Annotated in this window: 20 protein-coding genes; 6 read left to right on the forward strand and 14 right to left on the reverse strand. The window is 67.9% G+C overall.

Annotated elements, in window-relative coordinates:
• Nucleotides 1-89: 89 nt before the first annotated feature.
• The 3 genes from ACSUPV_RS10680 to thyX form a co-directional block, all read right to left on the reverse strand.
• Complete coding sequence (locus ACSUPV_RS10680) at nt 90-1,775, reverse strand: ribonuclease J (protein ID WP_037767770.1); 1,686 nt, start codon at nt 1,773-1,775, stop codon at nt 90-92.
• Nucleotides 1,776-1,931: 156 nt separating this feature from the next.
• Nucleotides 1,932-2,831, reverse strand: a complete 900-nt coding sequence (dapA, locus tag ACSUPV_RS10685) for a 4-hydroxy-tetrahydrodipicolinate synthase (RefSeq protein WP_037767772.1) — start codon at nt 2,829-2,831, stop codon at nt 1,932-1,934.
• 211 nt (nt 2,832-3,042) lie between these two features.
• A complete protein-coding gene (gene thyX, locus ACSUPV_RS10690; protein WP_031118342.1) occupies nt 3,043-3,783 on the reverse strand; it encodes an FAD-dependent thymidylate synthase in 741 nt (246 codons plus the stop codon).
• Between the two features lie 158 nt (nt 3,784-3,941).
• Between thyX and ACSUPV_RS10695 the strand changes: the two genes are divergently transcribed.
• Both ACSUPV_RS10695 and ACSUPV_RS10700 read left to right on the forward strand, forming a co-directional pair.
• Nucleotides 3,942-4,181, forward strand: a complete 240-nt coding sequence (locus tag ACSUPV_RS10695) for a hypothetical protein (RefSeq protein ID WP_436947378.1) — start codon at nt 3,942-3,944, stop codon at nt 4,179-4,181.
• Nucleotides 4,182-4,294: 113 nt separating this feature from the next.
• Entirely contained in the window at nt 4,295-4,849 is a 555-nt protein-coding gene (locus ACSUPV_RS10700; protein ID WP_436947379.1) for a hypothetical protein, read from the forward strand.
• Nucleotides 4,850-4,922: 73 nt separating this feature from the next.
• Here ACSUPV_RS10700 and ACSUPV_RS10705 read toward each other — a convergent pair whose 3' ends face one another.
• From ACSUPV_RS10705 to rpsO, 5 genes are all read right to left on the reverse strand, one after another.
• Nucleotides 4,923-5,378 (reverse strand): hypothetical protein, encoded by a 456-nt coding sequence (locus ACSUPV_RS10705; protein ID WP_359792561.1) that lies wholly within the window; start codon nt 5,376-5,378, stop codon nt 4,923-4,925.
• Between the two features lie 13 nt (nt 5,379-5,391).
• On the reverse strand, nt 5,392-6,144 hold the full coding sequence (gene dapB / locus ACSUPV_RS10710) for a 4-hydroxy-tetrahydrodipicolinate reductase (RefSeq protein ID WP_037767780.1): 753 nt from the start codon (nt 6,142-6,144) through the stop codon (nt 5,392-5,394).
• A 29-nt stretch (nt 6,145-6,173) separates the two neighbouring features.
• Entirely contained in the window at nt 6,174-7,553 is a 1,380-nt protein-coding gene (locus tag ACSUPV_RS10715) for a M16 family metallopeptidase (protein WP_037767782.1), read from the reverse strand.
• Nucleotides 7,550-9,769 carry a polyribonucleotide nucleotidyltransferase gene (locus ACSUPV_RS10720; protein ID WP_436947380.1) on the reverse strand — a complete coding sequence of 740 codons (2,220 nt, stop codon included), beginning with the start codon at nt 9,767-9,769 and terminating at the stop codon, nt 7,550-7,552. The genes ACSUPV_RS10715 and ACSUPV_RS10720 overlap by 4 nt, the downstream gene beginning before the upstream one ends.
• 305 nt (nt 9,770-10,074) lie before the next feature.
• Nucleotides 10,075-10,362: a 30S ribosomal protein S15 gene (gene rpsO, locus ACSUPV_RS10725; RefSeq protein WP_031118350.1), complete on the reverse strand. Its 288-nt coding sequence runs from the start codon at nt 10,360-10,362 to the stop codon at nt 10,075-10,077.
• A 268-nt stretch (nt 10,363-10,630) separates the two neighbouring features.
• On the opposite strand from rpsO, the gene ACSUPV_RS10730 reads away from it, so the two are divergent.
• A complete protein-coding gene (locus ACSUPV_RS10730) occupies nt 10,631-10,924 on the forward strand; it encodes a DUF397 domain-containing protein (RefSeq protein WP_382614753.1) in 294 nt (97 codons plus the stop codon).
• 67 nt (nt 10,925-10,991) lie between these two features.
• Here ACSUPV_RS10730 and eccD read toward each other — a convergent pair whose 3' ends face one another.
• On the reverse strand, nt 10,992-12,497 hold the full coding sequence (gene eccD, locus ACSUPV_RS10735) for a type VII secretion integral membrane protein EccD (RefSeq protein WP_436947381.1): 1,506 nt from the start codon (nt 12,495-12,497) through the stop codon (nt 10,992-10,994).
• A 328-nt stretch (nt 12,498-12,825) separates the two neighbouring features.
• Here eccD and eccCa point away from each other — a divergent pair, with 328 nt between their 5' ends.
• Nucleotides 12,826-16,803, forward strand: a complete 3,978-nt coding sequence (eccCa, locus tag ACSUPV_RS10740; RefSeq protein WP_436947382.1) for a type VII secretion protein EccCa — start codon at nt 12,826-12,828, stop codon at nt 16,801-16,803.
• Nucleotides 16,804-17,267: 464 nt separating this feature from the next.
• Here the strand turns inward: eccCa and ACSUPV_RS10745 are convergent, their stop codons facing one another.
• From ACSUPV_RS10745 to ACSUPV_RS10765, 5 genes are all read right to left on the reverse strand, one after another.
• Nucleotides 17,268-17,567, reverse strand: coding sequence for a WXG100 family type VII secretion target (locus tag ACSUPV_RS10745; RefSeq protein WP_037767789.1), 300 nt, complete (start codon nt 17,565-17,567; stop codon nt 17,268-17,270).
• 96 nt (nt 17,568-17,663) lie between these two features.
• A complete protein-coding gene (locus tag ACSUPV_RS10750; protein WP_037767790.1) occupies nt 17,664-18,011 on the reverse strand; it encodes a hypothetical protein in 348 nt (115 codons plus the stop codon).
• A gap of 137 nt (nt 18,012-18,148) precedes the next feature.
• On the reverse strand, nt 18,149-19,327 hold the full coding sequence (locus ACSUPV_RS10755; protein ID WP_436949891.1) for a S8 family serine peptidase: 1,179 nt from the start codon (nt 19,325-19,327) through the stop codon (nt 18,149-18,151).
• Between the two features lie 135 nt (nt 19,328-19,462).
• Nucleotides 19,463-21,235 carry a hypothetical protein gene (locus ACSUPV_RS10760; RefSeq protein WP_436947383.1) on the reverse strand — a complete coding sequence of 591 codons (1,773 nt, stop codon included), beginning with the start codon at nt 21,233-21,235 and terminating at the stop codon, nt 19,463-19,465.
• 2 nt (nt 21,236-21,237) lie between these two features.
• A complete protein-coding gene (locus ACSUPV_RS10765) occupies nt 21,238-21,684 on the reverse strand; it encodes a hypothetical protein (RefSeq protein WP_037767792.1) in 447 nt (148 codons plus the stop codon).
• 461 nt (nt 21,685-22,145) lie between these two features.
• Between ACSUPV_RS10765 and ACSUPV_RS10770 the strand changes: the two genes are divergently transcribed.
• Together ACSUPV_RS10770 and ACSUPV_RS10775 are read left to right on the forward strand one after the other, a co-directional pair.
• Complete coding sequence (locus ACSUPV_RS10770; RefSeq protein ID WP_436947384.1) at nt 22,146-22,667, forward strand: hypothetical protein; 522 nt, start codon at nt 22,146-22,148, stop codon at nt 22,665-22,667.
• 108 nt (nt 22,668-22,775) lie between these two features.
• Complete coding sequence (locus tag ACSUPV_RS10775; protein ID WP_436947385.1) at nt 22,776-25,094, forward strand: hypothetical protein; 2,319 nt, start codon at nt 22,776-22,778, stop codon at nt 25,092-25,094.
• Nucleotides 25,095-25,150: the final 56 nt, after the last annotated feature.

A 25,150-nucleotide genomic window follows, 5' to 3' on the forward strand; every position in this document is an offset into this window, starting at 1 on the left:
AGGAGTTGTAAACCTACTGGAGCGGGGCGCCTCGATGCAAATCGAGGCGCCCCGCTCCCAGTTGGCACTGGCTCAGACCCGACGGGTCGTCAGACCTCCACCACCACAGGCAGGATCATCGGCCGGCGCCGGTACGTGTCCGAGACCCACTTGCCCAGCGTGCGGCGTACGAGCTGCTGCAGCTGGTGGGGTTCGACCACGCCGTCCTGCGCGGAGCGTTCGAGTACCTCGGTGATCCGGGGGATCACATCGCCGAAGGCGGAGTCCTCGATGCCGGAGCCGCGGGCCTGGACGTGCGGGCCGCCGGTGATCTTTCCAGTGGACGAGTCGATGACCACGAAGACCGAGATGATGCCCTCGTCACCGAGGATCTTGCGGTCCTTGAGGGCCGGCTCGCCCACGTCCCCGACGGAGAGGCCGTCGACGTAGACGTAACCCGCCTGGACCTTGCCGGAGATCTTGGCCTTGCCCTCGATGAGGTCGACGGCGACGCCGTCCTCGGCGATGACGATGCGGTCGTGCGGGACGCCGGTCAGGGCGCCCAGCTCGGCGTTGGCGCGCAGGTGGCGCCATTCGCCGTGGACCGGCATCAGGTTCCTCGGGCGGCAGATGTTGTAGAAGTACAGCAGCTCGCCCGCGGAGGCGTGGCCCGAGACGTGGACCTTGGCGTTGCCCTTGTGGACCACGTTGGCGCCCCAGCGGGTGAGGCCGTTGATCACGCGGTAGACCGCGTTCTCGTTGCCCGGGATCAGGGACGACGCCAGGATCACCGTGTCGCCCTGGACGATGCGGATCTGGTGGTCGCGGTTGGCCATGCGGGACAGGGCCGCCATGGGCTCGCCCTGGGAGCCCGTGCAGACCAGGACCACCTCGTTGTCCGGGAGGTCGTCGAGCGTCTTGACGTCGACGACCAGGCCCGGCGGGACCTTCAGGTAGCCCAGGTCCCGGGCGATGCCCATGTTGCGGACCATGGAGCGGCCGACGAAGGCGACCCGGCGGCCGTACTCGTACGCCGCGTCCAGGATCTGCTGGATGCGGTGCACGTGGCTGGCGAAGCTCGCGACGATGATGCGCTTGCGGGCGCCCGCGAAGACCTGGCGCAGGACGTTGGAGATGTCCCGCTCGTGCGGGGTGAAGCCCGGAACCTCGGCGTTCGTCGAGTCCGAGAGGAGGAGGTCGATGCCCTCCTCGCTCAGGCGTGCGAATGCGTGGAGGTCGGTGAGGCGGCTGTCCAGTGGGAGCTGGTCCATCTTGAAGTCGCCGGTGTGGACCACCATGCCCGCGGGGGTGCGGATGGCCACGGCCAGTGCGTCCGGGATGGAGTGGTTGACCGCGACGAACTCGCATTCGAACGGGCCGATGCGCTCGCGGTGCCCCTCCGCCACCTCGAGGGTGTACGGGCGGATGCGGTGCTCCTGGAGCTTGGCCTCGATGAGAGCGAGGGTCAGCTTGGAGCCGATCAGCGGGATGTCCGGCTTCTCGCGCAGGAGGAAGGGGACGCCGCCGATATGGTCCTCGTGGCCGTGCGTGAGGACGATGCCCTCGATGTCGTCGAGGCGGTCCCTGACGGACGAGAAGTCCGGCAGGATCAGGTCGATTCCGGGCTGCTCCTCCTCAGGGAAGAGCACTCCGCAGTCGACGATCAGCAGGCGGCCGCCGTACTCGAAGACCGTCATGTTCCGGCCGATCTCGCCGAGGCCGCCGAGCGGGGTGACCCGCAGGCCGCCTTCGGGGAGCGGCGGGGGCGGGCCGAGTTCAGGATGCGGATGACTCAAAAGACTCTCCTCACCACACGCGCCACGTACCGGTAGGGCACGTGGCGCGCGTGACGTTCGTGCATGAGCAGTTGTCGTTGTGGGGTGGTGCGGGCACCGGTGGCCCGCTTATTCAGTTGTGAAGCACATGCGCGGGGATCCGCGCGAAGTCTGGTGTCAGAGCTGTACCCCGCCGGCGGCAAGATCGATCTTGAGTTGCTCGATCTCCTCGGGCGCGCACTCCACCATGGGGGCGCGCAGGGGCCCGGCGGGCAGACCCTGCAGGGCGAGCGCCGCCTTGGTGGTCATCACGCCCTGCGTGCGGAACATGCCCGTGTAGACCGGGAGCAGCTTCTGGTGGATCTCGGTGGCCTTCTGGACGTCGCCCGAGGTGTACGCCTCGACGAGGGCGCGTAGCTCGGGGGTGACCACGTGGCCGACGACGGAGACGAAGCCGACCGCGCCGACGGAGAGCAGGGGCAGGTTCAGCATGTCGTCGCCGGAGTACCAGGCGAGACCGGAGCGGGCGATGGCCCAGCTGGCGCGGCCGAGGTCGCCCTTGGCGTCCTTGTTGGCGACGATGCGCGGGTGCTCGGCGAGGCGGACGAGCGTCTCGGTGTTGATCGGGACGCCGCTGCGGCCGGGGATGTCGTAGAGCATGACCGGCAGGCCGGTGGCGTCGGCGACAGCCGTGAAGTGCCGGTAGAGGCCCTCCTGCGGGGGCTTGTTGTAGTACGGCGTCACGATGAGCAGGCCGTGTGCGCCGGTGCGCTCCGCCGCGCGGGCCAGTTCGATGCTGTGGTGGGTGTCGTTGGTGCCGACTCCGGCCACGATGTGGGCGCGGTCACCGACGGCTTCCAGCACCGCCCGTACGAGATCCGATTTCTCCGCATCGCTGGTGGTGGGCGACTCGCCGGTGGTGCCGTTGATGATCAGGCCGTCGTTGCCTGCGTCCACCAGGTGGGTGGCGAGCCGCTGCGCGCCGTCGAGGTCGAGTGCGCCGTCCGCCGTGAAGGGCGTGACCATGGCGGTGAGGACCCGCCCGAAGGGGGTCTGCGGAGTCGAGGTCGGAGCCATGGGTTACACGCTACTCGTTGCTCAGGACCGGGTCTGCCCTAGGGGGAGGCGACAAGTCAGGACAAAGGTGGAGCCCGGCACTGCCTGCTCGGGGGTTCAAGCAGTGCCGGACCCGTTTGATCAGGCTAGATGAACTTCTCTAAATGCCGCAATACGGACATTTCGCGCGACTGAACCGTACATCTGTACCTGGCCGGGGAACGGGAGCGCGTTACGGCGCCACGCGCCCGTTCGCGTTGAAGGCGGCGTACGTGAGCGGCATGAGCCGGGCCCACTCGGCCTCCATCTTCTCGCCGACCATCTCGATCTCGCGCTGCGGGAAGGACGGGACCTTGGCCAGCTCGTGCTGGGTGCGCAGGCCGAGGAAGTGCATCAGCGAGCGGGCGTTGCAGGTGGCGTACATCGAGGAGTACAGGCCGACGGGGAGGACCGCGCGGGCGACCTCGCGGGCGACACCGGCGGCGAGCATCTGTCGGTACTTCTTGTAGGCCTGGCGGTAGGAGTCCTCCATGGCCTCGCCTACCAGCTGGTGCTGCTCGGGGGTGCCCTCGACGAACTCGTACTTGCCCGGCCGACCCTGCTGGATCAGCTTCCGAGAGGTGTCCGGCACGTAGAACACCGGCTGGAGCTCCCGGTAGCGGCCACTCTCCTCGTTGTACGACCAACCGACGCGATGCCGCATGAACTCACGGAAGACGAAGATCGGCGCACTCACGAAGAAGGTCATGGAGTTGTGCTCGAACGGGCTGCCGTGCCGGTCCCGCATCAGGAAGTTGATCAAACCCTTCGAGCGATCGGGGTCCTTCTGCAGTTCCTCGAGGGACTGCTCTCCCAGGGTGGAAACCCGTGCTGCGAACAGCACGTCGGAGTCGGCCGCGCTGTGTTTCACCAGCTCAACAGTGACATCACTGCGCAAATCGATCTTGAAGTCGTCGTCGGGGGTCTCGGTCACGGTTCGCAGGGCCTTCCCATCGCGTCTCTTGGCGACGCCACTCTACGTTTGGTGACGTGCCGCAATGAAGTTGGTGAAACAGGGCACCTCTGAGGGAGTTCGTTCGTCTCTACAGATGAAAGTGATCCGTTCCACCTCCGAAGGGAGACGCACCCCTGATGTCCGGTCGGCGTGAACCCGTACCGTTCGCCTTCGTCGCCGAGGCCGACAGGTTCCGCAGCAATGTCACTCCCCCACCGCGTGAGCGGCTGTCCGTCGGCCAGATGGCCGGCCGATGGCTCATGGGGCTCACCATCGTGGCGGGACTCGTGGGGTCCCTGATCATCGGGACGCCCGCGCTGTCGCCCGACCACTCGACCGACCAGCCTCAGCAGTCACAGGCGTCCGAGAGGCGCTGAAGCACCCCCGGGCCGGCCGTGACTCCATCAGGCCCCCCGCCGGTGGTGACCGGGGACACAGATCGGTAGCCTCACCGGGCACAGCCCACGCATGGATCGAGTGAGGACCAGCCGTGCCCCTGCCCTTCCTGACGGCCGACCGCGTTTTCGAGGCGGCGGACGACGTTCCGCTCCCTTACGACGACCGTGATCGGTGGCGGCGGCCGTACCGGCCCGGGCCCTGGCGAGTGGCGGCGGCCGCGCTGGCGCTGCTGCTCGCCTCGTTCGTGCTCTTCGCCGCGGTCATCATCGCGGCGACGGCCGAACCGGCCTCCGCCGGGCTGGTGTTCGCTCTCGGGCTGCTCGTCATCGTCGCGGCGCTGCGGCTGCTGCGCATGGGCGTGTGGGTGAGCGCGCGCGGGCTGCGGCACGTGGGTTTCCTCACGACGCGTACGGCCCCCTGGGAGCAGGTCACCTCCGTGCGTACGGTGCAGCAGCCGGTGCGCTGGCTGGGACTGCCCCGGACGGTGCAGGGTCAGGCGCTGCTGCTCGCGCGGCAGGGGCGGCCGGCGGACGGTCTGCCGCCGCTGCTGACCACGCACAACGCGGACTTCCTGGGCCGCACGGAGGCCTTCGACCGGGCGGCCGACTCGGTGGAGGCGTGGGCCGAGGAGTACGGTCCGCGCTGATCTGCTCGTCCTCATGCCGGTGGGGCCGGACCGTGCGCGGTCCGGCCCCACCGGCATGAGTGGGAAGGGGATGTCAGGCGGCTTCGGGCTGCTTGCCGTCGTGCAGGGCGATCGCGCGCTGCATCGCCTTGCGGGCCCGCGGGGTGTCGCGGGCGTCGTGGTAGGCGATGGCGAGGCGGAACCAGGTGCGCCAGTCGTCGGGAGCGGCCTCCGTCTCGGCCTTGCGCCTGGCGAAGACCTCGTCGGCGGAGTCGCGGTCGACGCGGCCGCTGGGGGTGCGCTTCAACTCGTCCACGGGCAGGCCGCCCTCGGCGTCGAGTTCCGCGGCGAGGGCGTTGGCCCGGCGGACGAACTGGGTGTTCTTCCACAGGAACCACACGCCGATGACCGGCAGGATCAGCACCGCGACACCGAAGGTGACGGTGAGGGGCGTGCCGATCTCGATGAGCAGGACGCCGCGGCTGCCGACCAGGACGAAGTAGACGACCAGGACGGCGGCCGTGAGGGCGTAGGAGAGCTTCGCGCGCATGACGGTCAGGGGCTCAGTTCAGGTCCAGGAAGTGTTCCAGGCCGAAGGTCAGGCCCGGGGTGCTCACCACGCGGCGGGCGCCGAGCAGGATGCCCGGCATGAAGCTGCTGTGATGGAGCGAATCATGCCGGACCGTCAGGGTCTCGCCCTCGGCGCCGAGCAGGACCTCCTGGTGGGCGAGGAGCCCGCGCAGCCGGACGGCGTGGACCGGGACGCCGTCGACGTCGGCGCCGCGGGCGCCGTCGAGGGCGGTGGTGGTGGCGTCGGGTGCCGGGGCGGTGCCGGCGGCGCGGCGGGCCTCGGCGATGAGCTGCGCGGTGCGCGTGGCGGTGCCGGAGGGGGCGTCCACCTTGTTCGGGTGGTGCAGTTCGACGACCTCGACGGACTCGAAGTAGGGGGCGGCGATCTGCGCGAACTTCATGGTGAGGACGGCCCCGATGGAGAAGTTCGGCGCGATGAGCACGCCCGTCTGCGGGGACTGCTCCAGCCAGCCGTTCAGCTGCGCGAGGCGCTCGTCGGTCCAGCCGGTGGTGCCGACGACCGCGTGGATGCCGTGGCGTACGCAGAAGTCGAGGTTGGCCATGACCGAGTCGGGCGTGGTCAGTTCGACGACGACCTGGGCGCCGGAGTCGGTCAGCGTCTCCAGCTTGTCGCCCCGGCCGAGGGCGGCCACCAGCTCCATGTCGTCGGCGGCTTCGACGGCTCGTACGGCTTCCGAGCCGATCCGGCCCTTGGCGCCGAGGACCGCCACGCGCAGCTTGCTCATCTCTTGTGCTTCTTTCACCAGGGGGTTTGTCAGGCGACGGCGTCGTGCAGGCGAGCCGCCTGTTTGTCCTTCAGCGGGCCGATGACCGACAGGGAGGGCCGCCGTCCCAGGATCTCGCGGGCGACCGAGCGGACGTCGTCCGGGGTGACCGAGGCTATCCGGGACAGCATGTCGTCGACGGACATCTGCTCGCCCCAGCACAGCTCGCTCTTGCCGATACGGTTCATCAGCGCGCCGGTGTCCTCCAGGCCGAGGACCGTGGAGCCCTGGAGCTGGCCGATCGCGCGCCCGATCTCGTCGTCCGAGAGGCCGTGCTCGGCGACGTGGTCGAGTTCGTCGCGGCAGATCTTCAGCACGTCGTGCACCTGGGAGGGGCGGCAGCCGGCGTAGACGCCGAACAGACCGCAGTCGGCGAAGCCGGAGGTGTACGAGTACACGCTGTAGGCCAGGCCGCGCTTCTCGCGGACCTCCTGGAAGAGGCGGGAGGACATGCCGCCACCGAGGGCGGTGTTCAGGACGCCCAGGGCCCAGCGGCGCTCGTCGGTGCGGGACAGGCCCGGCATGCCGAGCACGACGTGGGCCTGCTCGGTCTTGCGGTCGATCAGCTCGACGCGGCCGGCGGTGCGCAGGGCGCGCTTGCCGTCGCGCGGGGCGACGGGCTCGGCGGTGAGGTCCTTGAAGGCGCCGGCCTTCTCGAAGGCGGCGCGGACCTGTCGGACGACCTTGGCGTGGTCGATGTTGCCGGCGCAGGCGACGACCAGGTGGGTCGGGTCGTAGTGCTTCTTGTAGAAGCGGCGGATGCGGTCGGCGGTGAGGGCGTTGACCGTGGCGACCGTGCCGAGGACCGGGCGGCCGAGGGGGTTGTCGCCGAACATCGTGCGCGCGAACAGGTCGTGCACGCAGTCGCCCGGGTCGTCCTCGGTCATGGCGATCTCTTCGAGGATGGCGCCGCGCTCGACGTCCACGTCCTCCTCGAGGATGAGCGAGCCGGTGAGCATGTCGCAGACGACGTCGATGGCGAGCGGCAGGTCCGTGTCGAGCACGCGTGCGTAGTAGCACGTGTACTCCTTCGCCGTGAACGCGTTCATCTCGCCGCCGACGGCGTCGATGGCGGAGGAGATGTCCAGGGCCGACCTGCGGTTCGTGCCCTTGAAGAGCAGGTGCTCCAGGTAGTGGGTGGCGCCGTTCAGCGCGGGCGTCTCGTCACGGGAGCCGACGTGCGCCCAGATGCCGAAGGTCGCCGAGCGGACCGAGGGCAGGGTCTCGGTGACGATGCGCAGGCCGCCCGGGAGGGTGGTCTTGCGGACCGTGCCGATGCCGTTCTGGCCTTTGATGAGGGTTTGGGTACGGGCGACGGCCCGCGCCTCCGAGGAGGTGCGGGCCGTCGCCTTGGAGCCACGGGACGTCACTGGTCGGCGTCGTCCTTCTTCGTCTCGTCGCCTTCCTCGCCCTCGATCACGGGGATGAGGGAGAGCTTGCCGCGGGAGTCGATCTCGGCGATCTCGACCTGGACCTTCTGGCCCACGCCGAGGACGTCCTCGACGTTCTCCACGCGCTTGCCGCCGGCCAGCTTGCGGATCTGCGAGATGTGCAGCAGACCGTCCTTGCCGGGGAGCAGGGAGACGAACGCGCCGAAGGTGGTCGTCTTCACGACCGTACCGAGGTAGCGCTCGCCGACCTCGGGCATCGTCGGGTTGGCGATGCCGTTGATCGTGGCGCGGGCGGCCTCGGCGGAGGGGCCGTCGGCGGCACCGATGTAGATGGTGCCGTCGTCCTCGATGGTGATCTCGGCGCCGGTGTCCTCCTGGATCTGGTTGATCATCTTGCCCTTGGGGCCGATGACCTCACCGATCTTGTCCACGGGGATCTTGACGGTGATGATCCGCGGGGCGTTCGGGGACATCTCGTCCGGGGTGTCGATCGCTTCCATCATCACGTCGAGGATGTGGAGGCGGGCGTCACGGGCCTGCTTCAGGGCCGCGCCCAGGACGGAGGCGGGGATGCCGTCCAGCTTGGTGTCGAGCTGGAGGGCGGTCACGAACTCCTTGGTGCCGGCGACCTTGAAGTCCATGTCGCCGAAGGCGTCCTCCGCACCGAGGATGTCGGTGAGGGTGACGTAATGCGTCTCGCCCTCGATCTCCTGGGAGATCAGGCCCATGGCGATACCGGCGACGGGGGCCTTCAGGGGCACACCGGCGTTCAGCAGCGACATGGTGGAGGCGCAGACCGAGCCCATGGACGTCGAGCCGTTGGAGCTGAGCGCCTCGGAGACCTGGCGGATCGCGTAGGGGAACTCCTCGCGCGTCGGCAGGACCGGGATCAGGGCGCGCTCGGCGAGGGCGCCGTGGCCGATCTCGCGGCGCTTCGGGGAGCCGACGCGGCCGGTCTCGCCGGTGGAGTACGGCGGGAAGTTGTAGTTGTGCATGTAGCGCTTGCGGGTCACCGGGGAGAGGGTGTCCAGCTGCTGCTCCATGCGGAGCATGTTCAGGGTGGTGACGCCCAGGATCTGGGTCTCGCCACGCTCGAACACGGCGGAGCCGTGGACCCGCGGGATGGCCTCGACCTCGGCGGCGAGCGTACGGATGTCCGTCAGCCCGCGGCCGTCGATGCGCTTCTTCTCCTTGATGACGCGCTCACGGACCAGGGTCTTGGTCAGCGAGCGGTACGCGGCGGAGATCTCCTTCTCGCGGCCCTCGAACTCCGGCAGGAGCTTCTCGGCGGCGAGCTGCTTGACGCGGTCCAGCTCGGCCTCGCGCTCCTGCTTGCCGGCGATGGTGAGCGCCTGGGCGAGCTCGGGCTTGACGGCGGCGGTGAGCGCCTCCAGGACGTCGTCCTGGTAGTCGAGGAAGATCGGGAACTCGCCGGTGGGCTTGGCGGCCTTGGAGGCGAGGTCCGACTGGGCCTTGCAGAGGACCTTGATGAAGGGCTTCGCGGCGTCCAGACCGGCCGCGACGACCTCCTCGGTCGGCGCCTCGGCGCCGCCCTCGACCAGCTTGATGGTCTTCTCGGTGGCCTCGGCCTCGACCATCATGATCGCGACGTCGCCGTCCTCCAGGACGCGGCCCGCGACGACCATGTCGAAGACGGCGTCCTCGAGCTCGGTGTGCGTCGGGAAGGCGACCCACTGGCCGCGGATCAGTGCGACGCGGACGCCGCCGATCGGGCCGGAGAAGGGCAGGCCGGCCAGCTGCGTGGACGCGGAGGCGGCGTTGATCGCCACGACGTCGTACAGGTGGTCGGGGTTGAGCGCCATGATCGTGGCCACGACCTGGATCTCGTTGCGCAGGCCCTTCTTGAAGGACGGGCGCAGCGGGCGGTCGATCAGGCGGCAGGTGAGGATCGCGTCCTCGGAGGGGCGGCCCTCGCGGCGGAAGAAGCTGCCGGGGATCTTACCGGCGGCGTACATCCGCTCCTCGACGTCCACCGTGAGCGGGAAGAAGTCGAGCTGGTCCTTGGGGTTCTTGGAGGCGGTGGTGGCCGACAGCACCATGGTGTCGTCGTCCAGGTACGCCACGGCGGAGCCGGCGGCCTGCTTGGCCAGGCGGCCCGTCTCGAAACGGATGGTGCGGGTGCCGAAGGCGCCGTTGTCGATGACGGCCTCGGCGTAGTGGGTCTCGTTCTCCACTAGCGTTTTCTCCTCGTCTTCGTCCCCGGCTGCCCGTGTGGCAGGGGGACGGTTGCGGAGATGCGCGCCGTGCTGTGCGGGCCGGTCTTCGATCGAAGCACCCGGGGCTCGCTTTCCCCCGGGGGCCACTACCGAGGACCGGCGGCGGCGTGGAGCGCCTCTCCTCTTCTTGTCGTGCTGTGTCGTCCGTATTGCGTTGTGCTACCACACTACAAAGGGGTGGTGACACTCCGCACGTACAGTTCCGCGCGTACAGCAAAGGGAGCGGTCCCGTTTCTCCCGGGAACCGCTCCCTTCACGGCGTCTTACTTGGCGCCCGCCGCACCGCGGCGGATGCCGAGGCGGTCGACCAGCGTACGGAAGCGCTGGATGTCCTTCTTCGCCAGGTACTGGAGAAGGCGGCGACGCTGACCCACCAGGATCAGCAGGCCACGGCGGGAGTGGTGGTCGTGCTTGTGGGTCTTGAGGTGCTCGGTCAGGTCGGAGATCCGACGCGACAGCAGGGCGACCTGGACCTCGGGGGAGCCGGTGTCACCCTCCTTGGTACCGAACTCGGCCATGATCTGCTTCTTCGTAGCGGCGTCGAGCGACACGCGTACTCCTCATCATCTGTGGATGGCCACCGAGTGCCCCCGGTCTGCTTCTCGGGGGAGCTTCCATGACTCGGAAGGCGGGGATCCGCTGGGCGCGGCCTCCAGGGCGATCGGCTCCGGGGGTGCGTACACAAACGGCCGTCGACCAGGGTACCAGGCGGTCGGGGGCGTCTTTGCCCTGGTCCCCGAACCTCCCGACCGGGGCCCGGGCGGCCACTAGGGTGGGCGGGCTCGGATCGTTCGTACGTCGGGAAGGGGTCGCTGCGAGATGGCGGAGACGGCTGAGGAGATCAAGGCACGCAAGGAGCGGGAGCGGGACGAGCTCTACGCCCTCGACATCTCCGGTGTCGAGTGGCACTGCGCGCCGGGCACCGAGGAGCACGAGGAGCGGGTCGAGATCGCGTACTTGCCCGAGGGGGCCGTGGCCATGCGGTCCTCGCTCGACCCGGAGACGGTGCTGCGCTACACCGAGGCGGAGTGGCGGGCGTTCGTGCTGGGGGCGCGGGACGGGGAGTTCGATCTCGAGCCGCGGTCGTCCGGCGAGGGTCTCGCCGCCACGTGAGCCCTGTCAGAGCGGGTGGCACGCGCGCGTGCCACCCGCTCTGACATGCGGCGCCCTGACGCGTGCGCTAGCCGGTCATGGCCCGCGCCTGCGCATAGACGTCGAAGACGGCCAGGGCCAGCGGGATCAAAGTGAGCAGGACGAAGCCCTCGGCAATCTCCAGGAAGCGCCCCCAGACGGGGGTGACGCCGCGGCGCGGAGCGATCAGGCCGATCGCGGTCACCAGGGTGGTGGCTACGGCGATGGCGGCTGCGAGCCAGACGGAGCGGATGTCGAGGCCGGCGGTGTCGCCTTGGAGGGCGTCCCGCCAGGACTCCACGGGCGGGTTCAGGGCCAGTCCGAGGCCGAGGAAGATCAGGGCGGCCAGACCGGCGGCGAGTGTGGCGCCGACCTGCGCCGTGTAGCGGAACAGCTGGGCTCGCATCAGCATCGCGACGCCTGTGGCCAGTGCGAGGAGCTGCGCCCATACGTTGTCCTCGAAGCCGAGGACGATCGACGCGCCGACGGCGACGAGGGCGCATCCACCAACGAGGCCGACGAGGAGTTCGTGGCCGCGGCGGGCCTGGGCGGCGATGCGCTCGGCGTCGAGGGGCTCCTGCTGTGCTGTCTCCTCCCTCGTGTAGCCGCCTGCGGGGGTGGGGGCGTCGAAGCCGATGGGCAACCGGGCGAAGCGCATGGACAGGCCAGGCAGGAAGGCGAGGGCGCAGACGGCGAGCGGGGCACATACAGCGGCGGTCTCGACGGGCCTGAGATGTGTGAGCATCGCAACGAACGTGGTGAGCAGACCGATCGCGGAGGCGAATACGAACGCCACGAAGGGGCCGTCGCCACCCGGCGACACCAGTGTGAGGACGACGGAGGCGACGAGGACCGCGGCGCACGCGAGCAGGAACTGCAGCCGTCCGATGCCCTGCCCCGCCGACAGGGGCAGCAGTCCGGAGCCCGCGACAGCGATGTTAGGGAGGGCGCCCAGGCCCAGGGCGACCGCGGAGCCCCGGTCTGTGTACACCCGCGCACGAACGCACGCCATGGTGGTCAGGAGGACACCGGCGACGGCGGCCAGGATGCCCTGGAGGCTGTGCATGTCGTGGCGGGTCTGGGAACTCCAGACCACGAAGGCGAGCAATGCGGACAGGATCCCACCCGCCATCAGCCCGGCGACACGGGTGAGGGTGCCACTCCACAGCGTGCGATCCTGGGTGACAGCGGCAGCCACCGCCTCGGAGACGTCGTCGAAGACCGCGGGGGGCAGCGACTCGGCAAAGGGCCGCAGCGTAAGCAACTCGCCGTCGAGGATCCGCTGTGCCGCGAAGGAGCGGGAACCGTCGAGAACGGTGCCGTCACGGCGTACGAGGTGATAGCCGACGGGAGCGCCCTCGGCGGGGCTCTGTCGGGAGAGCCGCAGGATCTCAGGGTAGAGGTCGGCGACCGCTAGGTCGTCAGGCAGTGCCACGTCGATCCGGCTGTCAGGCGCCACGATGGTGACCCGGCAGAAGCCAGACCCGGTGCCCACCCCGAGAGGGGCTCCGGTGCCCGCTCCGCTGGTCGCGCCGGTCGGCACTGAGGCCGTCATACTCACCTGCTGTTCCCCTCGTCAGTGGTGAAGACGATCGCGGCGCCAAGCGCCCGACCGCCGGTAAAGATCTCTGTACGTCGCGCCCACCGCCCGCGCCGCCGGTCACATGCGCTGCTTGGCTGAGGAGCAGGCGGCGGCACTCGTATCGAACGTTGCGGATTGCCCGGTTCTCCTGATCCGATTCGCAACTGCTCACACGTCTCGGGTGGCACCCTACCGTCCACCGATGTCATTGCTTGTCAGTAGGATCACGCTTCGCGATCGACGTTCGCCGGACACGGGCGGCAAATGGAACTGATCGGCTGGGCAAGGGAATTGGTGCGAAGTGAGCCACATCGTCGTCAAGCGCCCACCGCGAGCACTGCCTAGGGAAGTGCCCACGGAAGAAGTAATGCTGCAACCACCGCCCGAGCTTCCGCGCGGGCAGCAGGAAGGCGCCCTGATGCAGCTCCTGCCCATGCTCGGCATGGGCGGGTCCGTGGTGTTCTTCTTCAACCCCCAGGCCCATCCCTTCATGAAGATCATGGGCATGGTGATGGTGGCCTCGACGATCGCCATGGGCATCGCCATGCTGATCCGATATCGGCGGGGCACCCAAGGTCAGTTGGCCGACATGCGCCGCGACTACCTCAGATATCTGTCCCAGACCCGCCGCAACGCGCAAGATACAGCCAAGGCCCAACGCGACGCCCAGTACTACCTGCACCCTTCACCGGAGCAACTGTGGGCGCTGGTCGCAGAGGGCAGCCGGGTGTGGGAACGCCGCACTGGCGATGAGGACTTCGGGCAGGTGCGCGTGGGCCTCGGCCCGCAAGCCCTGGCCACACCTCTGATTCCGCCGGAAAGCGCGCCGGTGGACCAGCTGGAGCCGCTGACGGCGGGCGCCATGCAGCGCTTCCTGGCGGCACACAGCACCCTTGAGGACCTGCCGATGGCGGTCTCTCTGCGCGCCTTCTATCACGTGTCGATCAGCGGCGATCCGGCCACCGTACGCGGCGCCGCCCGCGCGATGACCGCTTCCCTCGCGTCGCTGCACTCCCCTGAGGATCTCGTCATCGCCGTCGCCGTCACCGGCGAGACTGCGCCCGAGTGGGAGTGGGCCAAGTGGCTGCCACATGTGCAGACGCAAAGGGAAGCTGACGGTGCCGGCAGCCTTCGCCTGATCAGCACCAACACTGTCGAACTCGAGGAACTGCTGAGCACCCGGCTCCAGGGCCGTCCGCGCTTCCATCCCACCGCGCCGCCGGTGCCCGAGCAGCCGCACGTGGTGGTCGTTCTCGACGGTGTCTCCCTGCCCCCCACCTCACTACTGGCCAGTCCGGAAGGCGTGCAGGGCGTGACAGTTCTCGAGGTGGCACCCGGCCACCTCACGGGCGGACGCGGTGATCTCTCCGTCGTCGTACATCCTCGCGAGCTGCGCCTGGAATCGGCGCACGGCATGGTCTACGAGGGCACGCCCGACGTGCTGTCCTACGAGGCAACGGAAGCCCTGGCCAGGCAGTTGGCTCCGCTGCGGCCGGCGTCGGGCGGTGACGACGACCAACCTCTCCTGGCGAACCTGGAGTTCACGGACCTGCTCAACCTCGGCGACGCCGCCGCCGTCGATCCCAGGCGCACCTGGCGGCCACGCTCGCAGTCCGAGCGGCTACGCGTGCCGATCGGCGTCGGCGAGGACGGCCGGCCCGTCATGCTCGACCTCAAGGAAGCAGCGCAGGAAGGCATGGGCCCGCACGGCCTGTGCGTCGGTGCCACGGGCTCGGGCAAGTCAGAACTCCTGCGCACGCTCGTCCTCGGCCTCGCCGTAACTCATTCCTCGGAAACCCTGAACTTCGTCCTCGCGGACTTCAAGGGCGGTGCGACCTTCGCCGGCATGGCCCGGATGCCGCACGTCGCCGCGGTCATCACCAATCTTGCGGACGACCTGACCCTCGTCGACCGCATGGGCGACTCCATCCGCGGTGAACTCAACCGCCGCCAGGAGATGCTGCGCGACGCCGGCAATTACGCCAACATTCATGCCTACGAGAAGGCGCGCGCGGCCGGTGCCCCGCTTCAGCCGATCCCCTCGCTCGTCATCGTCATCGACGAGTTCAGTGAATTGCTCACAGCCAAGCCGGACTTCATCGAGATGTTCGTGCAGATCGGCCGCATCGGCCGATCGCTCGGTGTGCACCTGCTGCTGGCCTCGCAACGCCTCGAAGAGGGGCGTCTGCGCGGCCTGGAAACGTACCTGTCGTACCGGATCGGCCTGCGGACGTTCTCGGCTGCGGAGTCGCGTGCCGCAATCGGCGTCCCGGACGCCTACGAGCTACCGAACGTCCCCGGTTCCGGCTTTCTGAAGTTCGGCACCGACGAAATGGTCCGCTTCAAAGCCGCGTACGTCTCTGGTGTGTACCGCGCGAGTTCCCAGCAGGCAGCGGCGTTCAGCGGACCGATCCCGGTCGACCGCAAGCCCGTGCTGTTCACCGCGTCCCCGGTGCCGGTCCAGTACGTGGCGGTACCGCAGCAGCGTCAGGAGGAGGAACCGGACAGGGCCGACGACGCGCTCGCCGATACCGTGCTCGACGTCATCGTGCGGCGTCTCGAGGCGCAGGGCCCGGCAGCCCACCAGGTGTGGCTGCCACCCCTCGACAGCCCGCCGTCACTGGACTCGTTGCTGCCTGGCCTGGCTGCGGTGCCGGGCCGCGGTCTCACCCAGCCCGGCTACGAGGGCGCGGGCCGGCTCGTCGTCCCGGTCGGGCTCGTCGACAAGCCGTACGAGCAGCGGCGCGACCCGCTCTGGACGGACTTCGCAGGCGCGGCCGGCCATATGCAGATCCTCGGTGGCCCGCAGTCCGGCAAGTCAACCTTGCTGCGCTCGATCCTCGCGTCGTTCGCGCTCACGCACACCCCGCAGGAGGTGCAGTTCTACGGACTCGACTTCGGCGGTGGCGGCCTGTCGGCGATGGCGGGACTGCCACACGTGGGCGGGGTGGCCTCGCGTCTGGACCCCGAGAAAGTGCGGCGTACGGTCGCCGAGGTGTACGGCATCATGACGCGGCGTGAGGAGTACTTCCGCACCGCAGGCATCTCCTCCATCGCCGAGTTCCGGGCTCGTCGCGCGCGGGGCGACATCTCGACGACCGACCAGCCGTGGGGTGATGTCTTCCTCGTCATCGACGGCTGGGGCAACTTCCGTTCGGACTACGACGGGCTGGAGCCCGCGGTGCTGGACATCGCGGCGCGCGGTCTCGGCTACGGCATCCATGTGATTCTCACCGCCTCGCGCTCGATGGAGGTCCGTGCCAACCTCAAGGACCATCTGATGAACCGCCTTGAGCTGAGGCTCGGTGACCCCATGGACTCCGAGTTCGACCGCAAGGTCGCGGCCAATGTGCCGACCGGCGTGCCGGGCCGCGGTCAGACCCCGCAGAAGCAGCACTTCATGGCGGCGGTCCCCCGGATCGACGGTCTCTCCTCCGACACGGACCTGGCCGAGGCGACGCAGGCTCTCACCACCGAGGTCTCCCGGCACTGGCAGCAGCCGGGTGCCCCGGAAGTCCGGCTACTACCGAGGGAGTTCCGGGCGGACCAGCTTCCCCCTGGCAACCGCTTCCCGAACCGCGGGATCTCCTTCGCGCTTGACGAGGACAACCTCCAGCCGGTGTTCGTGGACTTCGACCAGGACCCGTTCTTCCTCATCTTCGGCGAGAGCGAGTCCGGCAAGTCCAACCTGTTGAAGCTGCTCATCCAGCGCCTCACCGAGCGCTATGACGGCGACGAGTGCAAGCTGTTCGTGGTCGACAACCGGCGCTCTCTGCTGGGCCTGACGCCGAACTCGCATCTGGCGGAATACATCCCCATGTCGAACCAGATGCAGCACCACATGGACGCGCTTGCCAACCTGATGCAGCGCCGTACGCCCACCGCGGACGTGACGCCCGATCAACTGCGCGACCGCAGCTGGTGGCGTGGCCCGACGGTCTACATCGTCATCGACGACTACGACCTGGTGTCCACGTCGAGCGGCAATCCGCTGTCCGGCCTGACGGAACTGCTGCCGTTCGCCCGGGACGTGGGGGTGCGGTTCATCATCGCCAGGTCGACGGCGGGCGCGGGGCGGGCTGGGTACGAGCCCTTCATGCAGCGTATGAAGGAACTCGGGGCGCAAGGTGTGGTGCTCGCCGGCGATCCCGGCGAAGGAGATCTGCTGGGTGGCGTGCGGCCGCGTCCGATGCCTGCGGGCAGGGGTGTGTTCGTGTCCCGCAAGCGGGGCAAGCCGCTGGTTCAGATCGGGTTGGTGCCTGAGGGGCACGGAGGGTGAAGCCCCTGCGGCGGGTCGCGTCCGACCACCCGCCCGTCGCCCTCTGCGGCGGCTGACCCGGTGCGGGCCGATCTGCGCAGCAGGCCGTCGTACGAGCGTGCGACAACAGGCAGGCTTCTGCCGCCGTCTCCTTCACCGGGGGGACGAGTCGCACGAGAATCCGTCCGAGCGTATCGAGCGCCTTGGGAGGCTGGCCGCGGCGACCGCCCGCGACGCGACCGACGGCTGGCCGTACCCGCAAGGACATCCGCATCAGTGGGTGGGCTGGATGCAGGAAGCCGACGAGTCCTGGTTCGTCCCGTACGCGTAGCCCGCATGGGCATGTGCGAGAGTGTCCCGGCCAGGCACGGGTGATCTTCCGCATCCAGGTTGATCACCCGGCTGCTCAAGGGGTCTTCGGGGAAACACAGGCGGGGTGGGCGTCTCCCGCGCACGCCCACCCCCGCAACTGAACCCTCCGCGCTCTACATGAAGTAGCTGGCGGCTTTCTTGTCGCCCTCCATGTACGTACCGCCGGACTGGCCGACGACGTGGCCGATGCCCATCAGGGCCTGGTGGATGTCGTTGGCTTCCTTGTCCCAGCGGCGCAGCTTCTCGTTGAACTGGTCCTGCGCCTGGCCCGCCCAGTACTGCCGACTGTTCTCCACCATCTGTCGGAGTTCCTGCAGATCCTGTTCGAGCTGCTTTGCCTCGTTACCGATCCTGGTGGCCGCGAAGTCCAGCCCGTCATAGGCGACGGAAAGACCGTCGTTGTTGCGGCTCATGCCTGCCAACCTCGTCTCATGTGTGTGCCGAGTGGTGTGCGGTGAAAGCTACCGATGACCGACGCCCTGGGGTCCAACCCCTCCGTCACGGTCGTCTCACATCGAGTTGAAAGCAGACGGCTGAACCGTGGGTGCACCGTCATTGACGCTGATTCGGCTGACCGCGGCGCGCACCTCGTCTTCCTTGCTGTCCGTGATGTTGCGCGCCGTGGTCATCGCTTCCATGACATCGCCGAGAATGCTGCCGATGTTCTTCAGCGACTCGTTGATCTCGTACTGCTTCCGGTCGAACTCGGCACGGCCGATACCCTGCCACTGACCTTCGAGACCATCGATGACGCCCTGGAGGCCGTGCACGCGCTTCCGGATGTTCTCGTACTTCTCGTACATCTGCTTCTGCAGCTTGATTACCGCTAGGTCTTCAAGCTTCTGGTCGACAGCCATAACCAGCCTTTCCTTGCTGTGTCTGTTGTCTGACGGTTCGGTCCTGCATGCTCCCCTCAAGGAGGCAGGCACGCTGCGGATGCCCTGTCCCGTGTCTCAGGCTCATGTGGCCACCGGGGTGCGGGCGGCTGGTCGCGTCACCTCGAACGCCGTGCCCGCAGGACGGCCCCGCCGGCGCCGCCGATCACGACCAAAGCGACCGTGACGCCGAGGGCGATCCAGAGTGTGTTGCTGTCGTCCGCGGATTCCGCGCTTGCTCCTGTCGCCGACGTGCCGCCGGTTGACGTCGCATCAGGGGTCGGGGACCGGTCCGACGCAGACGGTGTCGGTGAGGTGCTGGCCCTCTTGGTCTTGTCGGCGGACTTGGCCAACAGGTCTCCGCCGTTCACCTTCGCGAGCGGATCGACGTCCGGCGCTCCCGCGTCGTAATCGGGGTTTGCCAGGACGATGCGCGGCCGGATGAACCCGTAGCCCACGTATCTGCTCGGCTTGTCCTTGGGCCAGGAGCGGCTGGCGGTGTCGATCAGGGCGCGGGTGACCTGGTTGACCGTCCAGTCGGGGTGGGCGGACCAGATCAGTGCGGCGGCAGCGGAGACGAGTGCGGTCGCCTGGCTCGATCCCGCTCCGTCACAGTACGAACGGAAGGTCTGGTCGCACCAGACAGGGATCGACTTGCCAGGCGCCCCGAGGTCGGCATATCCCTGTGCCGATATTTCCGAGCTCTTCGTAACCGTGTAAGAGGAGTCGACCGCCGCGATGCCGAGTACGTAGGGGTAGGCGGCCGGCATATCGGGGTGGCCGTCATTTCCTACTGCCGCCACGAGCAGCTTGCCCTTTGAAGCAGCGTATTTGACCGCGGCCTTGGAATCCTCGGAGTTCATGCCTCCGAGGGACATGCTGATGATCTTGGCGTCAGTGTCCGCCGCCGCCCGCAACGCCTGCCAGGCATAAGGTGTCTTGTCCTTGTCCGCCCCGTCCTTGAGTCCTTCGAGCTGCACCCGATACGGAACGACTCCGGCTCCCGGTGCCAGCCCCCGGAGGCCACCTTCGGCACCGGTACCGGCAATCAACTCGGCCATGCTGGTTCCATGGCCCGAGTAGTCGTCAGTGGCGCGGTAGGCGACCGACTTGGGGACTTCGTCGGCCAGAATCTGCCCCTTCAGCGAGGGTGTGTCCGGGTTCACACCTGTGTCGATGAGAGCGATCTTCACGCCCTCGCCCGTGCTGACCTTCCACATCTGCTCGGTCTGCATCGGCCTCAAGTACCACTGCTGCGATTGGGCGTCAGCCGCAGCGGCACCAGGGGCCGGCCCCATGCTCAGAGCCGCCAGAGTGCCGACGATCGCACCCACCGCTCCCACTCGCCTGCCGCTCCGTGTCCCGAGGAGCGCTGCCCGATCGGCTCGTCGGCTGATCCCTGACTTCATGACGTTGTTAGTCCTCGCTGGAGCTCAGTTGGCGACCGGCGGTACATCGCGCCGTGGCTTGTCGGGCGGGCCTGGCTCCCCGTCGTCGACCAAGTAGTCGGGGCACGGGGTTCCCGGCGCGTTTCTGCCCTCGCCGGGCTCTGCCTTGCCAGCCGGAACACGGACGAGGCCCGTGCCTCCCCGCGTCATGCCGTTACGCTCGGCCTGGACGGCGGAGTTGCGCGCGCTCGGGTTGCCGGTCACAGGCTTGGGCCCGCCCGTTCCTTCCCGAGCGGCACCACCCGTGCCACTCCCGGTCCTGACCCCGGACGGGGGCGTTCCGACGACCCCACGCTGCCCGGGGCCACCGGTCAACGGCTGGGGCATGGCCTTCGGACCAGCGCCGATCACCGTGCCACGAGGAACCCTCGCCCCGCCCTTCGCCGGGACACCGCCGGCGGTCGTAGGCCGCCCACCGACGACACCGTTCGCGCGACCCGCGCCGGTTGCGGGGCCGGCGGTGGCTCGCGGTGCTGCCGTGCCGCCGACTCGAGGTGTACCCCCGGTGACCCCGTGGCCCATCGGGGACGACTTCGCAGTGGAACCGGTCGCCCTGGCAGCCGGCTGTCCGGTCGGCGTGGGGCGTCCCGTCTGGCTCGTGGAACCGGGCCCTGTGGTACGCCCAGTGCCGGAGTTGGTCACGCCGGGCTGAGTGCGACCCTGAGCAGAGGCAGGAGCACGAAGACCGTTCGAACCGCCTGCTGTCCTTCCGGAGACACGGTTCGGAACCGGAGTCCCGTGACTGTCGAACATGCCGGTCTGCCCACCCACCGTGGGCTGGGTTCCGGTGGCTGGCGGCGTGTGCCCAGTTGCTGTCGTTGTCGTGGCGGGTGGCAGAGTACCGACGCTGTCGATATTGGTGCGGACAGGGTCATCCGGGTAGGCGACCGTCCCCACGGGCGTCGATGGAACCGGCGTGTCGCTTGAGCCGGGCACTCCACTACGTCCTGCCGATTCAGTCGGCGTGTAACGGCCTGTGCTTGCTGCCGACCCGTCACTGACCGAGGCTGCTCCGCTTGAACCAGAACCTTCCGTCTGGCGAGGCTGAGGCACGCCGACGTCGGGCATGGACCTGAACGTCGGGGGCTTCTCCTGCAGCGCCTGAAGTTGCTGGCTTGAGACCGCGTAGTACGACGCCAGCCGATTCATCTGGTTGATCGCCTCTTGGCGGTCCTTCTCCACCTTCACAGCGGCGTCGTACTCGCCCTTGTCCGCAGCCTTCTCAGCGTCCGTGAAGCTTTCGGGGCGCTTCCGGTTGTGCGGGTCACGCGTCGGCATGGCACGGCGTACCGACGCGAGGCCGACCGCGGCAGCGGTGATCTGGTCACCCGCTTTTCCGGCGAAGTCGCTCAGGTCGTGCGTGCTGGCGACGAGGGAACTACCCCAGTCCCGGAAGGCAGTGCCGGCCTGGCCGATCCAGCGGAGCTTGTTGATGCGACCGTCAAGCTCGTCGGCTGCCGCCTTCACAGCGTCGCGTGCGTCCCACAGGGCCTTGCCCGACGACTCCAAGTCCTCGGGGTCCGTCTGGTCGACCAGGTCGATCATCTCGTTGAGGTCGAGGTTCTTCGCGTCGAAGTCCGTGCTACCGAACACGGCCTTCCCCGGGGCGGTGGCCCCTACCACCGCTCGCAGGGGGTCGCTCACCAGCCTGGCGAGTAACCCGTTTCCCTCCGGTTCCTCGACATTCCGAGCGATGTCGGCGAAGGAGTTCTGGTCGGAAACCCTGCCGAGGTCGGCCTTGTGCTGCTCGTCGCTCATCGTCAAGCCCCCATCCCGGACTTGCCATCACCGGAGGAATGGCCGCTCGCCTTGCTCTGGATCTCGTCGATCTCCCACTGGATCGCCCAGAACCTCTGACGCTGTTCCTCTTCGAGGTTGTCGAAGCCGATGGAGGCGCCCCTGACGGCGATGCCGATCGCCTCGATCTGCAGATGGAGGGTCTTGGACAAGGTGGTGAGCTGGTCGTGCACGCTGTTGTACTGGGCGTACAGCGTGTGTGCCTCAGGGAAGACGTCGGACCTGCCGTTACTCAGGGACGATGCTTTGATGGTCTGGGCGCCGACCTTCGTTGGGTCGCCGGCCGAACCCTCAAGATCCCGAAGTACCGCATCCACCCGCGACACGAAGTCGCTGAGCGCTTCGCCGCTGGCCTCCAGATCCGCCGCCCTGGCTGCCGACACGCCCCCCACCATGTCCGCCGGAAGCAAGACATCCCTCCCCGTTTCCCCGTGATAGCCATCGGGCCCGAACCGATCGGGACCGATCGCTCGCTGCGCGCGCGTCAGCAAAGCGAGCTGCGCCTGACAGCGCCTTCACCACTGTAGTCACCCTGCGCAACTGGGCCAACCGAGGCGCGTGTTAACTCAGTTACGGGACCGAATGCGATGCCACAGTTGCCCGAAGGGAGACTGGCCGCGACCAGCCGCCACCGGGAGCTCGGCTCACTCATCAGCCTGTACGCCGTGGGTCCCGCGGGCCTTGCATGACCTGCCGGGGCACGCCTGCAGCTCCCCCGAACCTTCACGCCGGACAATCCACCCGTAAGAGACCTGCGCCTCTTCCTCCCCGGAGCCCATTGCTAAGTTGGCCACCAAACCACAGCACCGGAGCCACGGCATCCACCTCGCCCCGGATCCGGCGCCGAGCAGCACGGGGGAAGGATCCGCCCATGGCATGGGACGAGTGGGAGCAGCTCAAGACGCAGGCGGTCGAACGTCATTCCGCGCAGATGCAGTTGAACCAACTCGACCCGGGCGACGGCTCCCCCGGCACGGCCGGCGGCGCCGGCAAGTACGGCGACCTGAAGGTGGCGAACGCCTCGTTGGCCAAGATCAGCAAGTCGGCGCATTCCCTGTACAACGTCCTTTGGGACAAGGCTCGCGTCGCCGTTCCCAGCAGCGACTCCGCGGCCAGTGATCTGTCGAAGCAGGGCTTCGCGCTCGGGGCGGGGCTGCAGCATGTGTCGAACCGCTGGGAGCAACAGCTCAAGTCCCTCATGGACGCCTGTGCGCAGATCACGAACCACCTGCAGGTCACAAAGAAGATTCACGCGGGCGACGAGAACTTCATCGTGCGCCAGATGAGCAGCATCGACGCCCTGGACGCCGGCTTCGACGAGCGCGTCGGGCAGCCCGGTGAGAAAAACCCTGTATACGGGGAGAAGAAGGAAGAGAAGAAGAAGGAAGAGTAGCGGCAGGGCCACCGGGTGACACCGGAGTGTCCCCTCCTCGGCCCAAGACCGGCCAGCATCGCACCGACTCGATCTGCCACTGCTCGACACTTCTGGGGATATTCACCGATGGACCTCGAAACCCTGCGCGACGCCAACTTCAAGCTGCTGGACGACGCCGTCACGGACTGGTCTACCCTCGTCAAGAACCTCGCAACGCTGAAGAAGGACGCCGAGGACGAGCTGCACCAGGCTGCGAACAAAGCGGACTGGGCCGGCGTGAACGCTCAAGTTTCGAAGGAATTCATCGGCAAGACGGCCGGCGAGTTCAGCGACGCGCACACCCAGGCCAGCACGATCCACAAAATCCTCGCGGACACACGGGGCGAGCTGAAGGGGTATCACCAACAACTCGTCGACGCCATCGAGGGAGGTCGGAAGAGGAATCTGACGGTCATCGGCTACGAGGGTGGATTCACTGTCACGTCGAGCGTGCCGCCGGAGGGTCGGGCACAGCAGGACAAGGACAACCAGTCCGAGATCACCTCACTCCGCGACCAACTCCAGAGCATCCTCGACAAGGCGACCGAGAGCGACAACTCGGCCAAGACCGTCCTGCAGGCCATCGCCGACCAGAGCAAACTCGGTTTCTCGGACGCCTCGTACAAGGACCGGGACAGCGCCGCCGAGGCCCTCAAGCAGGCCACGGAGCTGGCGAAGCTGGCACGGAAGGATCCCAAGGACCTCAGTCCTGAGGAATTCGACCGGCTTCTCAACGGGCTCAACAAGTACGGCACCGACGCTTTGTTCGCCGAAAGGTTCGCCACGACGCTCGGCCCGCAGAAGACTCTGGAGTTCTGGACCGGTGTCAACGACCCGCACCGGGGCAACTACGAGCTCGGGCAGAAGCGGCTGGACAAGTTCGACGATCTGCAGCGCAGCCTGGGCACCACGCTCGCCCATGCCACGCAGAGCGATTCGGTCGCGATGACCGAGTGGAAGCGCACGTTGATCGACATCGGTGACAAGCCGGTCTATGGCAACAACGGCGGCGGCCCCATGGGCTTCCAGGTCATGAGTAACCTGATGCGGACCGGGGACTACGACGACCAGTTCCTGAAGGACTACGGCAGCAAGCTCATGGCCACCGAGCGCAAGCTCACGGGCAACGGCGAGCACGCCAACATGGCGTGGCAGCACATGGGTGCGGACCCCTGGCTGAACCGCATCGGTGAGGACAGCGGCTCCGACCCGCTCACCGGCTATCTGAAGGGTCTCTCCAACAGCCCTGATGCCGCTACGGACTTCTTCAACCAGGAGTTCGTCTCGAAGGATGACCCAGACAACCCGTTTGAACGAGACTCGGATGACGAAAACACCCACAAGGGCAAGGTGTCGCTGTCCAACTTCGAGTATCTCTTTGAAGAGCGGGAGTGGCCGAAGGAGACCGATCTCAAGGGCGACGACCTACGCACCGGCGAGAACAACCTCGCCTTGGCGCTGGAGGCGGCAACCACGGGGCATCCGGCGGGCGAGGTACCTACCATCGACACACCGGCGCACACGCGAGAGCAGTCCCAGCTCATGGAGAGCCTGGTCGCGTCGATCGCGGACGAACCGGAGCGGCTCACCGGCCGGGGGTTCATGACCGACAGCGTCGGACAGATCACGTCGGAGTACCTGCCGGACATCAACCGCTCCATGACCGACGTCGTGCGGGATCCGAACTCGGACAAATGGCGGGAGGTCGAGAAGCTGTACCCCGTCGCCGGCTCGGAAGCCAAGCTGGATCACGCGTCGGTGAGCAAGCTGCTCTTCGCCGTCGGCCAGAACCCGGATGGGTACGCCGCTGTCGAGGTCGGCCAGAAGGCGTACATGGGCAAGCTGATGGACTACCACCTGAACCCGGACCTGCCGGAGGCCCAGCGGCTCTCCGACGACGAAGAACTGGTCATCCGGCAGATCGCCGGCCGATCCGGTGAGGTGTCCGGCACGCTCGCGCTGGGCGCGCAGGAGTACATCGGCAAGGAGGCTTCGGACAAGGACAAGGAATACGAGCACGCCGTCGCCCAGAAGAAGAACATCATCTCCGGTACGGTCGGCACCGTGGTCGGCGTCGGTACGTCCTTCGTCGCCACCCCCTGGGTCGGGGCGGCGGTCGGCGGCACCGTCGGCACAGTCACCAGCACCGTCCTGGAATCGGTGTTCAAGGACGCCGAGGGCCACGCCAAGGACCAGGCGCAACAGACCGGTGGCGAGTACTGGCAGGAAGGCCTGACACGGAACCTGACCGTCACGGAGGATGCCGCCCGGACGGCGTCGGACAAGTACCACACGATGGACACGAGCGACGCCGGTATCACAGCCCGTGAGGCGGCCCGCCAGGGTTACATCAACGCACGCGCCATCGTGGACGGACAGGCGCCCGGTAGCATCGCCGCCTTCTGATCATCTCTGCCCGACGAAGGGGATCTTGTGAGTGTTCGCCCTGCACCTCGGCGACA

This window comes from Streptomyces sp. SudanB52_2052 (genome assembly GCF_964272415.1).
GTDB lineage: Bacteria > Actinomycetota > Actinomycetes > Streptomycetales > Streptomycetaceae > Streptomyces > Streptomyces olindensis.